This is a genomic window from Streptomyces sp. ALI-76-A (genome assembly GCF_030287445.1).
Lineage (GTDB): Bacteria > Actinomycetota > Actinomycetes > Streptomycetales > Streptomycetaceae > Streptomyces.
This window is the reverse complement of sequence record NZ_JASVWB010000002.1, coordinates 3235052-3248415: the sequence shown is the minus strand read 5'-3', so window position 1 is coordinate 3248415 and position 13364 is coordinate 3235052. Positions and strand designations below refer to the sequence as shown.

At 72.9% G+C, this 13364-nt stretch carries 15 protein-coding genes; 9 read left to right on the top strand and 6 right to left on the bottom strand.

Annotated features, from left to right (window positions below):
- The first annotated feature begins 23 nt into the window (after nt 1-23).
- The 4 genes from QQS16_RS15555 (at nt 24) to QQS16_RS15540 (ending at nt 4922) form a co-directional block, all read left to right on the top strand.
- Nucleotides 24-719, top strand: a complete 696-nt coding sequence (locus QQS16_RS15555) for a TerB family tellurite resistance protein (RefSeq protein ID WP_286062280.1) — start codon at nt 24-26, stop codon at nt 717-719.
- A gap of 150 nt (nt 720-869) precedes the next feature.
- Nucleotides 870-2948 carry an MMPL family transporter gene (locus QQS16_RS15550; RefSeq protein WP_286062279.1) on the top strand — a complete coding sequence of 693 codons (2079 nt, stop codon included), beginning with the start codon at nt 870-872 and terminating at the stop codon, nt 2946-2948.
- A gap of 61 nt (nt 2949-3009) precedes the next feature.
- On the top strand, nt 3010-4260 hold the full coding sequence (locus tag QQS16_RS15545) for a sensor histidine kinase (protein WP_502963909.1): 1251 nt from the start codon (nt 3010-3012) through the stop codon (nt 4258-4260).
- On the top strand, nt 4257-4922 hold the full coding sequence (locus tag QQS16_RS15540) for a response regulator transcription factor (RefSeq protein ID WP_286062278.1): 666 nt from the start codon (nt 4257-4259) through the stop codon (nt 4920-4922). Before QQS16_RS15545 ends, QQS16_RS15540 begins: the two co-directional genes overlap by 4 nt.
- A 34-nt stretch (nt 4923-4956) precedes the next feature.
- On the opposite strand, the gene QQS16_RS15535 is transcribed toward QQS16_RS15540, so the two are convergent.
- The 3 genes from QQS16_RS15535 to QQS16_RS15525 form a co-directional block, all read right to left on the bottom strand.
- A complete protein-coding gene (locus tag QQS16_RS15535) occupies nt 4957-5892 on the bottom strand; it encodes a dihydrodipicolinate synthase family protein (protein WP_286062277.1) in 936 nt (311 codons plus the stop codon).
- 124 nt (nt 5893-6016) lie between these two features.
- On the bottom strand, nt 6017-6970 hold the full coding sequence (locus QQS16_RS15530) for a hypothetical protein (protein WP_286062276.1): 954 nt from the start codon (nt 6968-6970) through the stop codon (nt 6017-6019).
- Complete coding sequence (locus QQS16_RS15525; protein ID WP_286062275.1) at nt 6967-7527, bottom strand: SigE family RNA polymerase sigma factor; 561 nt, start codon at nt 7525-7527, stop codon at nt 6967-6969. The genes QQS16_RS15530 and QQS16_RS15525 overlap by 4 nt, the downstream gene beginning before the upstream one ends.
- A gap of 81 nt (nt 7528-7608) precedes the next feature.
- Here QQS16_RS15525 and QQS16_RS15520 point away from each other — a divergent pair, with 81 nt between their 5' ends.
- Both QQS16_RS15520 and QQS16_RS15515 read left to right on the top strand, forming a co-directional pair.
- The gene (locus QQS16_RS15520) at nt 7609-8088 is read left to right on the top strand and encodes a protein-tyrosine phosphatase family protein (protein ID WP_286062274.1); all 480 of its coding nucleotides are present in this window, start codon (nt 7609-7611) and stop codon (nt 8086-8088) included.
- Nucleotides 8089-8202: 114 nt separating this feature from the next.
- A complete protein-coding gene (locus QQS16_RS15515) occupies nt 8203-9369 on the top strand; it encodes a glycoside hydrolase family 113 protein (RefSeq protein WP_286062273.1) in 1167 nt (388 codons plus the stop codon).
- On the opposite strand, the gene QQS16_RS15510 is transcribed toward QQS16_RS15515, so the two are convergent.
- The 3 genes from QQS16_RS15510 to QQS16_RS15500 all read right to left on the bottom strand — a co-directional run bounded on the left by QQS16_RS15510 (nt 9357) and on the right by QQS16_RS15500 (nt 11992).
- On the bottom strand, nt 9357-10829 hold the full coding sequence (locus tag QQS16_RS15510; protein ID WP_286062272.1) for an alpha/beta hydrolase: 1473 nt from the start codon (nt 10827-10829) through the stop codon (nt 9357-9359). The genes QQS16_RS15515 and QQS16_RS15510 overlap by 13 nt on opposite strands.
- A gap of 66 nt (nt 10830-10895) precedes the next feature.
- Nucleotides 10896-11177, bottom strand: a complete 282-nt coding sequence (locus QQS16_RS15505; RefSeq protein ID WP_286062271.1) for a DUF397 domain-containing protein — start codon at nt 11175-11177, stop codon at nt 10896-10898.
- A complete protein-coding gene (locus tag QQS16_RS15500; protein WP_286062270.1) occupies nt 11159-11992 on the bottom strand; it encodes a helix-turn-helix domain-containing protein in 834 nt (277 codons plus the stop codon). The genes QQS16_RS15505 and QQS16_RS15500 overlap by 19 nt, the downstream gene beginning before the upstream one ends.
- 115 nt (nt 11993-12107) lie before the next feature.
- Between QQS16_RS15500 and QQS16_RS15495 the strand changes: the two genes are divergently transcribed.
- The 3 genes from QQS16_RS15495 to recO are packed head-to-tail and all read left to right on the top strand — an operon-like array spanning nt 12108 to nt 13320.
- Nucleotides 12108-12314, top strand: coding sequence for a hypothetical protein (locus QQS16_RS15495; RefSeq protein ID WP_286062268.1), 207 nt, complete (start codon nt 12108-12110; stop codon nt 12312-12314).
- On the top strand, nt 12311-12526 hold the full coding sequence (locus QQS16_RS15490) for a hypothetical protein (RefSeq protein WP_286062267.1): 216 nt from the start codon (nt 12311-12313) through the stop codon (nt 12524-12526). The genes QQS16_RS15495 and QQS16_RS15490 overlap by 4 nt, the downstream gene beginning before the upstream one ends.
- Before the next feature lie 47 nt (nt 12527-12573).
- Complete coding sequence (recO, locus tag QQS16_RS15485) at nt 12574-13320, top strand: DNA repair protein RecO (RefSeq protein ID WP_286062266.1); 747 nt, start codon at nt 12574-12576, stop codon at nt 13318-13320.
- The last annotated feature ends 44 nt before the right edge of the window (nt 13321-13364 follow it).

Sequence of the window (13364 nt, the reverse complement as noted above, 5' to 3'; positions counted from 1 at the left end):
CCGTGTGGTTACGGAGGTGCGACGTGCTGCCAGGACGGGGACTAAAGAGCCGTGCCGTCAGGCCTGTGCGCCTCCTGGGCACGCGTACCGCGTGGACGACCGTCGGTGACGGCGAGTTCTTCTGCCCGGGCTGCGGAGGAGACCGCAACTACCAACGGCTGACCGGGCGCCGCCGCTTCACCTTCCTCGGCGTGCCCGTCGTGCCGCGCGGCGAGACCGGCCCGGTCGTGGAGTGCGCCGCCTGCCGCCGTCATTTCGGCGCCGACGTCCTCGACCACCCGACCACCACCCGTTTCTCCGCGATGCTCCGCGACGCCGTCCACACCGTCGCCCTGGCGGTCCTCGCCGCGGGCGGCACCGGCTCCCGTACGGTCCTGGAGACCGCCGCCGCCTCGGTCCGCGCCGCCGGCTTCGACGACTGCACCGAGGACCAGTTGAGCGCCCTCGTGGACGCCCTCGCCGCGGACACCGGCCGGGTCTACGACCGCCCCTGCGGAGCCGGGCTGGCCATAGAGCTGCACGAGGCACTCGACCCGCTGGCCGCGCACCTCGCCCCGGCCGGCCGTGAGTCGATCCTTCTCCAGGGCGCCCGGATCGCCCTCGCCGACGGTCCGTACACCCCCGCCGAACGCGAGGTCCTGACGACCGTGGGCTCCGCGCTGACGATCTGCGCCGACGACGTGGCCCGGCTGTTGGTGGCGGCCCGCACGCCCTCGTAGTCCGGCCGCCGCTACTCCCCTGGGAGTAGTCCCGGCCGCCTGTCACCCCGCGCAGTACCCCCCGGCTCGCCCTTCCGCCCGACGCTCCGCCCCCGTTCCGCCGGGAGTCTGGAACCGACCCAGACACCTGACCGGAAGGAGGCCCGTCGCATGGGGGCCGTAAGGACACGTACGCCGGGGCGGCGCAGGGCCGTGCCGTGGCTGGTGCTCGGGTTGTGGATCGGGCTGCTGGTGCTCGTGTCGCCGTTCGCGGCGAAGCTGTCGGACGTGCAGCGGGACCGGGCCGTGGACTACCTGCCGGCGAGCGCCGACTCCACGCAGGTCGCGAAGATCCAGGAGCGGCTGCCCGGGGGCGAGGCCACCGAGATGGTGGTCGTGTACCACCGGGACGGCGGGCTGACCGCCGCCGACCGGGCGACCGCCGCCGGACAGATCGAGCGGATCGCGGACGCGCACCGGCTCACCGGACAGCCGCGGGGCATCCCGTCCGAGGACGGCACCACCCTGATGTACCCGGTCGCCAGCACCGAGCCCGGCACCGACGAGGAGGCCCGTGACGCGCTCGTCAACGACGTACGGGAGGCCGCCCGGGGCGCGGACGGGATGAGCGTCGAGGTCGGCGGCGAGGGGGCCCTGGCCACCGACGCGAACGAGGTCTACGACTCGCTGGACGGGCCGCTGCTCTACACCACCGCCGCGGTCGTCGCACTGCTGCTGATCGTCATCTACCGCAGCCCGTTCCTGTGGCTCGTGCCGCTCACCGTCGCGGGGCTCGCCGAGTACCTGTCGATGGGCGTGGCGTACGGGCTCCACCAGGGGTTCGGCACGTCCGTGTCCGGCCAGAGCTCCGGCATCATGACCATCCTCGTGTTCGGCGCGGGCACCGACTACGCGCTCCTGCTCGTCGCCCGCTACCGAGAGGAGCTGCGACGCTTCGAGCGCCCGTACGACGCCATGGCCGCCGCCCTGCGCGGCTGCGGGCCAGCGGTGCTCGCCTCCTCCGGGACCGTCGCCGCCGGACTCCTGTGCCTGCTCGCCGCCGACCTCAACTCCAGCCGGGGCATGGGGCCGCTGGGCACGGTCGGTGTGCTGTGCGCGCTCCTCGCGATGCTGACCCTGCTGCCGGCGGTCCTCGTCCTGCTGGGCCGCCGGGTCTTCTGGCCGCTGGTGCCGCGCTACGGCAGCACGCCCAAGGCCCGCCGGTCGCTGTTCACCGCGATGGGCGGCTCCGCCGGACGCCGGCCGCTGACCGTGCTCGCGGGCGGGGCCGTCCTGCTCGGGGCGCTCGCGCTCGGCACGCTGAACCTGCCCGGCAGCCTCAAGCAGGAGGACTCCTTCACCAGCAAGCCCGACGCGGTCGCCGCCATGGAGACCCTCGCCGCCGCCTACCCCGAGCGCGGCACCCAGCCCCTCACCGTCATCGCGCCCACCGACCGCGCCGACGCGACCCTGGCCGAGGTCCGCGACACGCAGGGCGTCGACAGTGCCGAACGCGGCCGCAGCGGCGACGGCTGGACGGAGATCTCCGTCACCGCCGTCTCCCCGCCCCAGTCGGCGGGCGAGACCACCACGATCGAGGCGCTGCGCGACCGGCTCGACGGCTCCTACGTCGGCGGGCCCAGCGCCGAACAGCTCGACCTGAAGGACACCAACGCCCGCGACCGGCTGGTCGTCGTCCCGCTCGTCCTCGTCTCGGTCCTGCTGATCCTGATCGCCCTGCTGCGGTCCCTGGTCGCGCCGCTGCTCCTGGTGGCCGCCGTGGTCGCGGTGTGGGGCGCCGCCCTCGGCATCGGCGGCCTCGTCTTCGGACCCGTCCTCGGCTTCGAGGGCACCGATCCCGGACTCGGCCTGCTGTCCTTCGTGTTCCTGGTGGCGCTCGGCGTCGACTACGGCATCTTCCTGATGCACCGGATGCGCGAGGAGTCCTTGAACGGCGCCGAACCGGTCGCCGCCGCGCTCACCGCGCTGCGGACGACGGGCGGGGTCATCGCGTCCGCCGGGCTGGTCCTCGCGGCCACCTTCGGGGTGCTCACCGCCATGCCGCTCGTCCAGCTCGTCGAACTCGGCTTCGTCATCGCGGTGGGCGTGCTGCTGGACACGTTCCTCGTCCGCACCTACCTGGTCACCAGCGCGAGCGTGGCGCTGCGGCGGGCGGTGTGGTGGCCGGGGCGGCTGGCGCGGGCGCCGGAACCGGAACCGGAACCTGAGCGGCAGCCCGTCGGTGCCTGACCCGGGCCCGGCGAGGACCGGGGCCCGCCTCCCTCGCGGAGGCGGGCCCCGGCCCCGGATGATGAACCCTGTGCAGCCACCTGTGAAGCCCGCCTTCGACACGGAGGCACCGCCCCGTCCCCTGCGGCCCTGGGGGAGGCTACGCACCGGCGGGGGGCCCGCCCGGCTCCGCCATGACGCCCTGCTCGCCCTGAGCCTGGCCCTGGCCGACTCCGTGCTGGCCCTGACCGTCGCCGACGGGCGCCGGCCCGACGCGGTCGGCTGGACACTGCTGTTCGCCGGCCACCTGCCGATCGTGTGGCGCGGACGCAGCCCGATGCTCGCGCTCTGCCTGATGGTGTCGCTGATCGCGCCGTACCACGCGCTCGACTACAACCACACCGCCCCGATCGCCCCGACCATGCTGATCCTCTACACGGTCGCCGCGACCGGAACGGCCCGCCGCACACTGATCACCGGGTCCGTCGTGATCGTCGTCACGCTGACCCTGAACGCGCTCACCAACCCCGACGGGATGGTGGAGTTCCTGCGGATCTCCGGCTGGATCGTGGCCGTCCTGCTCTTCGGCGGTTACGTGCGCGTCCACCGCCAGTACATCGCCTCCGTGCTGGAACGCGCCGAACGCGCCGAACGCACCCGCGAGGAGGAGGCCCGCAGAAGGGTCGCCGAGGAGCGGCTGCGGATCGCCCGGGACCTGCACGACCTGCTCGCCCACAGCATCACCCTCATCGGGGTCCAGACCTCCGTCGCCGCGCACGTCCTGACCACCGACCCGGAGCGGCTCGACCGGGAGACGGTGGCCAGGGCGCTCGACGACATCGCCGAGACCTGCCGCACGGCGCGCGGGGAACTGCGGACCACCTTGGAGGTGCTGCGGGACCAGGGAGCCCTGGGGGAGGCCCGGGAGCCGCTGCCCGGTCTCGACGGACTGCCGGACCTCGTGGAGGCCGCGCGGCTCGCGGGTGCCCGGGTCGAGCCGAGCGTGCGGATACGTCAGGCGCCGCCCGCCGTGGGCGCCGCCGCCTACCGCATCGTCCAGGAGGCGCTCACCAACGCGGTGCGGCACGCCGGGCCCGAACCGGGCATCCGCGTCGAGATGCACGAACGGGACGGCGCCCTGCACCTGTCGGTGACCGACGACGGCACCGGGCCCACCTCCGGCGGCACCCCCGGCTTCGGGCTCGTCGGCATGCGGGAGCGGGCCCGCAGCGTCGGTGGCACACTCGACGCCGGACCGCGGGCCGGGGGCGGCTTCGGGGTGACCGCCGTGCTGCCGCTCGGGTCCGTCATGCCTGGAGGGGGAACCGGATGACCATCCGCGTACTGCTCGCCGACGACCAGACCCTCGTGCGGGAGGCGTTCGCGATGCTCGTGGAGTCGGCGCGGGACATGGAGGTGGTCGGGCAGGCGGCCACCGGGCGGGAGGCCGTGCGGCTGGCCCGCGACGGGCGTGCCGACCTGGTGGTGATGGACATCCGCATGCCCGACCTGGACGGCATCGAGGCGACCCGGCTGATCGCCGCCGACGAGGATCTGGCGGGCGTGAAGGTGCTGGTCCTGACCACCTACGACACCGACGAGTACATCGTCGAGGCGCTGCGCGCCGGAGCCTCCGGCTTCCTGGTGAAGGACACCAGGCCCGCCGAACTCCTGGACGCGATCCGCACGGTGGCGGCCGGGGACGCCCTGCTGTCACCGGGACCCACCGCCCGGCTGATCGCACGGTTCCTGCGCAGCCCGGCCGGGCCGGTGGCCGGCGGCGGGCCCGAGTGCCTGTCGGAGCGGGAGCGGGAGGTGCTCGCGCTGGTGGGGGGCGGGCTCAACAACACGGAGATCGGGCAGACGCTGGGGCTCAGTCCGCTGACCGCGAAGACCCACGTCAGCCGGATCATGGGGAAGCTGGGGGCGCGGGACCGGGCGCAACTCGTCGTGGTGGCGTACGAGTCGGGGGTGGTGACCCCGGGGAACGGGTGACGCGCGGGCCGCCGTCGGCGCGGGCCCGCCCGCGTCACAGCAGGCCCGCCGCCGTGAGGAAGCCGCCCACCCGTTCCACCTCCGCCTCCGACAACGGAACCTGGGGCTCCGCCGTCACCGGGCAGTCGATGACTCCCCGCAGCCACAGCGCCGCCTTGAACGCGCCCAGGGCCGAGGAACTGGCCCCCATCCGCCCCGCGTCCCCCGCCTCCACCATGCCGAACAGCCCGCACAGCCGATCCTGTTCGGCGCGCGCCGCCGCCCAGTCACCGTCCCGGCCCAGGCGGTGCAGGCGGACGTACCCGTGGGGGTCCACGTTGGCCAGCCCGGGCACCGCGCCGTGCGCTCCCACCGCGAGGGCCGCGTCGACGATGACCTCGGAGCCGGTCAGCACGCTGAAGCCGGTGATGCCGGGGTGGTCCCGGGCGCCGGAGACGACCGCGCGGAAGCCCGCCAGGTCGCCGCTGGAGTCCTTGAGGCCGGCGAGCACTCCCTCGGCGGCGAGTTCCAGGACCACCTCGCCGGGGAGCTTGGTGTGGACGGCCACGGGGAGGTCGTACGCGAGGACGGGAACCGGGCTGCCCGCCGCGACCAGGCGGTAGTGGCGGGCGATCTCGGCCGGGTGGGTGCGGGTGTAGAAGGGGGCGCACACGACCACCGCCTCCGCGCCTGCCGCCGTCACCTCACGTACGTGGTCCAGCACCCGGGGTGTCGTCATGTCGATCGCCCCGGCCAGCACCGGGAGTTGGCCGCCGACATGACCGGCCACCGTCTCCACGACCAGCCTGCGCTGCCGGTCCGTCAGGTACGCGGCCTCGGACGAGGTGCCCAGCACGAACAGGCCTTGCACCCCGCCCGCCACCAGGTGGTCGACGAGCCTGAGCAACGAGGGGACGTCCACCTCGCGCTCCGGTGTCAGGGGCGTGCAGACGGGCGGGATCACACCGGTCAGCGGGGCGGGGAAGGTCATGAAGGCTCCTCGGCGGCGGGGGCTCCTCTTCGACGGTCCGGCCACCGTACCGGGTGATCACCCGCCCGTCCCGCACCGTGCTCCGGGGGCGCCGACCCCTGTGCGGCGCCCCCGGAGCACGGTGCTACGGGACGGTCCTGTGGTACGACTCGTCCTGGTCGGAGTCGTAGAGCAGCGTGCCGCCGGCGTCGTAGCCCTTGATCCGGGGGGCGACGGTGACCTGCTGGTTCAGGATCCCGGTGGCGACGAACCAGCCGTGGTCCAGGACGGCCTCGCTGGTGGCGTCGCCGTAGGAGACGGTCACCTTGGCCACGGAGGGCGTGACCGTGCCGATGAGGCCCCAGCGGAACGGCAGCTTCCAGTTGCCCTTGTCGATGGCCGACTGCTGGAAGAGCTTGCCGCCGTTGACGTCGGCCAGCACGGGCGGGGAGTCCGGCAGCCGGTCGTCGCTGCTGACGTTGATCCCCGGGCCCTCGTCGTCCGCGACCTCGTTCTTGAGGGTGCAGATCAGCCGCAGTCCGCCCGGCTTGTCCTGCACCGCGACGATGTACACGCCGTCGCCGATCGCGTTGGAGTCGCCGGTGCTGTTCATCGCCAGGATGATCCGGTAACTGTCGATCGCACCCAGGTCCAGGTCGATCGAGCGGGTCCTCGCCTGCTTCCGGTCCCAAGCGAGGCACTCCTCCAGCCCGTCCGCGGCCCGGCTGAGGGTGATCCCGTCCAGCAACTGCCCCGGGGTCGCCGGCCCGGCGGGCCCCGCCGGCGTGGGGGAGGGGGTCGGCGTCGCGGCGGGCGTGACACCGGCCGACGACGTCGCGGCCGCCGTGTGCGCGCCCCCGCCGGTCCCGCTCACCGCGTACACCCCCACGGGTACCGCGGCCAGCGTCACCAGCGCGGCCCCCGCCGCCACCGCCCTCCGCCGCCGCTCGGCCATGCCCCGGCGACGGATCGCGGGGTACGGCGCCGGCGACGGCCGGATCGTGTACGCGTCCTCGGCGAGCAGCTCACGCACCTGCTCCTCGAAGTCCCCGGCGTCACCTCCCTCGGCGCCCCGTCCCTGCCACTGTTCCTCGTTCACCTGGTTCCCCCCTGCGGGGACGGCGTCCCCTGCCGGCCGGAGCGGGCGCGGTCGGATCCGTCCACGACCTGCGCGAGCCCCGGATACGCACGCAACTTCGCCAGTCCCTTGGACGCCTGGCTCTTCACCGTGCCGGGGGAGCAGCCGAGGATCTCGGCGACCTCCGCCTCCGGCAGGTCCTCCCAGTACCGCATGACGATCACCGCCCGCTGCTTCGGCGGCAGCCCGGCCAGCGCGCCGAGCAGGGCGCTGCGCTCGTCGGCCCACGAGAACGCGTCGCGGCCCGCCGTCTCCGGCGGCGCCGCGGTCAGCGCCTCGGCGACCCGCCGCTTGCGGAACCGGTCGCTGTTGCAGGTGACCAGCATCCGCCGGACGTACGCCTCCGGATTGTCGCTGCGTGACACCCGCCGCCAGGAGCGGTACGCCTTCGCCAGCGCCGTCTGCGTCAGGTCCTCGGCGTGGTGCGCGTCACCGGTCAGCAGATAGGCGGTCCGCACGAGACGGGACCACCGCGCTCTGACGAACTCCTGGAACCGGTCATCTAGTTCGGCCTGCATCAAGCACCCTCCCTCGCTTCCCAGACCACCGAGGTGGCGGATTCGGTTGCCCGGGATCCGGCACCGGGTTCGAATGGTCCGGTGAGGAGCGCAGAGAGCGAAGAGAGCGAAGAGAGCGCAGCGGGCGGGGAGCTGTGGGACGAGGGTGCCGCCGGGGTGCTGCGGCTGCCGTCGGGACGCCTGGTGCGCGGGCGGGGCCTGCGTCGCCCGCTCCCGCCGGGCGCGCCCGTCCCGTCGTACGGCGTCCACCTCCTCGGCAAGGAGCCGCCCCAGGTCTCCTGGGAGTCCCGCTGGATCCGCTGGCCCGACTTCCGGCTGCCCGCGGACCGGGCGGCCGCCCGCCTGATCCTGACCGAGGCCTGGCAGCGGGCCGCCGTCGAACGCGTGGAACTGGCCTGCGGCGGCGGCCGGGGACGTACGGGGACGGCGCTGGCGTGTCTCGCGGTCCTGGACGGCGTACCGCCCGAGGAGGCCGTCGCCTACGTGCGTGAGCGGTACGACCGGCGGGCGGTGGAGACGCCGTGGCAGGCGCGGTACGTCCGGCGTTTCGGAGCGTCCTGACCGGCTGCCCTCGGTGAACTCCCCGACGATCGGCGCCCGTTCTCATTCCTTCGTCGCGGTGCCGTAGACCATCGGGGGACGGACGGGCGGGGCGCGCGGCGGCACAGTGGCGGCATGGAGAAGACCAAGGGGATCAACCGGGCACGGTTCCTGGCCGGAGCCGCGGCACTCGGAGCGGCGGCGGTGCTGCCGGCGGACCGGGCGGAAGCGGCCGGGCGCCGTGCCGGGGCTCTCGGGCACCGGACCGGGGCGGACGGACGCGGGCTGCGGCGCCGAGGCGTCGTGTACACCGTCGGCGCGGGCGAGACACCCGCCACGGCGTTCAGCACCGCCCGGATGCGCGCCGACCTCCGCGCCATCCGCGACCGTCTGCACGCCGACACCGTGGACGTCACCGGCGACGGGGTCGACCGTCTCACGGCCACCGCGGCCGAGGCCGCCGAACGCGGACTGCACGTCTGGCTCCAGCCGACCCTCGGGGACGTGCCGGAGCGCGACATCCTCGAACACCTCGCGGAGACCGGCCGGTTCGCGGAACGGCTGCGGCGGCAGGGCGCGAGCGTGGACCTCAGCGTGGGCTGCGAGTTCTGGCTGTTCGTACCCGGGATCGTGCCGGGGGACACGGTCCTGGAGCGCATCGAGAACCTGAAGAAGGGCACGGTCGACTGGGAACTGACGCAGCGCCGGCTCGACCGCTTCACGGCCCGGGCGGCGAAGGTGGGCCGCTCGGTCTTCCGGGGGCGGCTGAGCTACGCCGCCGCCCAGGACGACTCGGTGGACTGGAGCCTGTTCGACGTCGTCGGCATCGACTACTACGCGAGCTTCCGTGAACCGGACGCCCACGTCCGCCAGTTGAAGGAGTACCTCCGCTGGGGAAAGCCCCTCGCCATCACCGAGTTCGGCTCCTGCGCATATGTCGGTGCTCCCGAGGCGGGCGGCATGGGCTGGGACATCGTCGACTACACGAAGGAGCCGCCGGAGATCAAGGGCGACCTGGTGCGCAGTGAACGCGTCCAGGCCGCCTACCTGACCGGTCTGCTCGACGTCTTCGAGTCGATGGGTCTGTACGCCGCGATGGCCTTCGAGTTCGTCACCCCGGACGCCCCGCACCGCCCCGACGCCCCGCGGCTCGACCTCGACCTGGCGAGCTACGCCATCACCAAGCCACTCAAGGACCGCCCGGACGACCCGGACTCGGGGTGGCACTGGGAGCCGAAGGAGGCGTTCCACGCCCTGGCCCGCCGCTATGCCGGGGCGTGCCGCTCCCGTCAGCCGCAGTAGAGGTCGGAGTCCGGCCGCTCGCCCGTGGCCAGGAAGCGGGACACCGTCGCGTCCCCGCACGGGTTGCCGCTGTCGAGGTAGGAGTCGTGGCCGGTGGCGTTCACGGTGACCATGACGGCACGGTCACCGAGGGCGCGGCGGAGCTTGAGGGCGCCGGCGAGCGGAGTGGCGACGTCCCGTTCGTTCTGCACCAGCAGGATGGTGGAGGGCCCGCGGTCGGTGATCCGCACCGGCGGCTGCTGCGGGGCGAACGGCCAGGCGGCGCAGACCATCGCGTTGCGCGGCATGCCCGCGGTCAGCGGGTACGCGGCCCGGCTCCGGTCGACGTCCTTCTGGTACGCGGCGGCCGAGGCGGGCCAGGCGACGTCGTTGCAGAGGGTTCCGGCGCCGACGGCGGCCACGTTCTGGAGCACCGGCTCCGGCGGAGTGACCGGCGCGGGCGGCACGGTGCCGGCCAGGATCAGCCTGGCCAGCCCGGGGAACCTGCGGGGCTGGTAGAGACCGTCCAGCAGCGCCTGGCGCAGCACATTGCCGTTCAGCTCCTCGGGGTTGGCGCCGGGCCAGGGAATCGGCTCGCGGTCCAGACGCTCGGCGAGCCGCAGGAACATCGGCCGCACCGCGGCCGCCGACGCGGCCAGCCGGTCCGGGTTGTCCGGCGCCGACGCCCACTTCGCGAACGCGGGGAAGGTGTCCTCGACGCCCTGCTCGTGCCCGGCGAGCCAGGCACGGGAGACCCGGGCGGGGTCGGGGTCGTCGTTGCTGTCCAGCACGATCCGGTCGGTGCGGTGCGGGAACAGCTGGCTGTACACGGCCCCGACGTACGTCCCGTACGACACGCCCCACGCGGAGATCCTGCGCTCGCCGAGCGCGGCCCGCAGACGGTCGAGATCGCGGGCCTCGTTGGCCGTGCTGAGGTGCCGGATCAGCTCACCGCCGTTGCGGGCGCAGGCGTCCGCCATCCGCCGCGCGGTGACCATGGTGCCGTCGACGGACCCGTCCGGGGCGGGCCAGGGCCGCAGCTTGGACAGGGCCAGATCAGCACGGTCGAAACCGCAGTTCACGGCGGTGGAGGGGGCGAGCCCGCGCGGCGCGAACCCGATCAGGTCGAAGGTGTTCCGCACCTCCCGCGGCAGCTTCTGCCCCTTGCCCGACGGGTCGTTGAGGCTGGACCCGCCCGGCCCGCCCGGGATCAGCAGCAGCGCGCCCCGCCGTTCGGCGGGGTCCTCGCTCGGTATCCGGGAAACGGCCATGTCGATCTTCGGCCCGCCCGGGTCGGCGTAGTTCATCGGCACCTTGAGCGTGGCGCACTGCTGACGCGGGTCGAGTCCGGTACCCGCGCACGTGGTCCAGGCGAGGGCGGGGGCCGCCGCGGACGCGGTCACCGGGGCGGTGAGGCCGAGCAGGACGGCGGCGGTGGCGGTGGTGGCCGCGAGGGAGGCGTTGCGTGTGGTCTGCTTCACGGGGAAGAGCCTGGCCGACTTTCACCGACCGCCACATCCGGGCAACTACCGTATTCCTGTGGGGGTTTACCCCAGTAGATCCCTGACAGTGCGGACGAACTCCGTCCAGGCACCCGCCCCGATCACCACCACCGGACCACCGACGACCTTGCTGTCCCGGACCGGGACGACACCGGGGACTCCGTCGGCGACCTCGACGCAGTTGCCGCCGTTGCCGTCGCTGTAGGTGCTCTTGCGCCAGCGGGCGGCGCCCGGGAAGTCGTACGCGACCTCGACGCAGTCGCCGCCGTTGCCGTCGCTGAACGTGCTCTTGCGCCAGTGTGCGTTGGTCAGGTCGTACTCGCGCATCGTCTGAAGTCCTCCGCCGCCGAATCGATCAGGGCCAGGGACGCCTCCGGCGACAGCGCGGCGGCCCTCATCAGATCGTATGCCGACTGCGCCCGCGTCACCATGGCTGGATCGTCAAGGAGATTCCCTGAATACACGGCCTCTGTATAGGCGGTTGGCGGTGCCTCCTCGAACTCCATGAGCTTCAGAGAGCCGGTCATGACGGGATATGCCCCAGCCGCATACGGCAGCACCTGCACCAGCACCGCCCGCCTGCGCGCCAGCCCCGCGACGTACTCCAACTGCTCGGCCATCACCGCCGCCCCGCCCACCGGGATCCGCAGGACGTTCTCGTGCAGGATCACCCAGTACTGGGGCCGCGTGGCGTCCCGCAGGATCCTCGACCGCTCGACGCGGCCGGACACCTTCTCCTCGATGTACTCGTCCGGCGCGAACGGGTTCATCGCCAGTGTGATCGCCCGTGCGTACTCAGCCGTCTGCAACAGGCCCGGCACCAGCGCCGGCGCGAACTCGCAGATCTTCGTGGCCAGCGCCTCCAGCTCGGCCGCCTTCGCGAAGTAATCCGCATACCGAGGATCATCGATGAGCTTCCGGCACAGCCGCTCGAAAATACCGTCGGTTTGTAGTGCCTCGTCAATCCGCTGCGCCACGTCCAATTGTGGTTTCCGAATAGCCTGTTCGAACTGCCCGATGTACCCGCCGGACACGAAAACCCTTAAGCCCAGCTCCACTTGAGTGATCCCCGCGTCCTCCCTCCTCCGCTTCAGCTCCGCTCCGAAGAACTCCCAGACTGCCTGCCGTGAACCATTGGCCACAACCAACCACCCTCCGCTGAGCAGCACTTGTAGTGCACAGACGCCTGTCGAGTGTAGGCGGAGGAGGGCATGGTGGAGAGGAGAAGAGTGAAACTCCAAAAGGAAGGGGAGCACGGTGGAAGCACGACACTCGGCGCTCTGCGTCGAAGAAGCGGAGGACACGGTGAAAGAATTACGCGCGGCGCTCCTTATCGCGGGAATTACGCTTCCGTCACTCGGGATCGACCCGGTGAGTCTTGCGCGGGAGGTGCCCTGTCCGCTCGTCGAATTGGGGCGGTGTTCCGTGGAGACCGCGCGGCGGCTCGCGGCGGTGCTGCGGTGAAGCCTCCGGTCGGGTCGTACGTCGTGGACACCCGGACGGGGAGGGTGGGGATCGTCATGGGGCACGAGGGGCCGTACGTGCAACTGAGACCCTACGGTGGAGGCCGGGAGTGGGACGCCGACCCGGGTGCCGTGCGGCACGCGACCCCGGCCGAGCGGCTGAGCACGATGACGGCGTACGCCAACGCACGCAGCCGCGGTGAGGTGCCTTGAAGCACCGGGCCGACGGAGGACCGCCGGCGTAGGCGAGAATGGGTGCCATGAGTCTGTTCCGCGACGACGGCATCGTGCTGCGCACCCAGAAGCTGGGCGAGGCGGACCGGATCATCACACTGCTCACGCGCGGTCACGGACGGGTACGGGCCGTGGCCCGCGGGGTGCGGCGGACCAAGTCGAAGTTCGGGGCGCGGCTCGAACCCTTCTCCCACGTCGACGTGCAGTTCTTCGCGCGGGGCAGTGAGCTGATCGGCCGCGGGCTGCCGCTCTGCACCCAGAGCGAGACCATCGCGCCGTACGGGAGCGGGATCGTCGCGGACTACGCGCGGTACACCGCGGGCACCGCGATGCTGGAGACCGCCGAGCGGTTCACCGACCACGAGGGCGAGCCGGCGGTGCAGCAGTACCTGCTGCTCGTCGGGGCGCTGCGGACGCTCGCCCGCGGCGAGCACGCCGCGAACCTCGTCCTGGACGCCTTCCTGCTGCGCTCCCTCGCCGTCAACGGGTACGCGCCCAGCTTCGGCGACTGCGCGAAGTGCGGCATGCCCGGGCCGAACCGGTTCTTCTCGGTGGCGTCCGGGGGGTCGGTCTGCGCGGACTGCCGGGTGGCGGGCAGCGTCGTACCGTCGCCGCAGACCCTGGAACTCCTCGGCGCGCTGCTTACGGGAGACTGGGACACCGCGGACGCGTGCGAGCCGCGCCATGTCCGGGAGGGCAGCGGACTGGTCTCCGCCTACCTGCACTGGCACCTGGAGCGCGGGCTGCGTTCGCTGCGTTACGTCGAGAAGTGAGCGACCGGGCGGGCGACCGACCGGGCACGAGACCGACCGCCGGG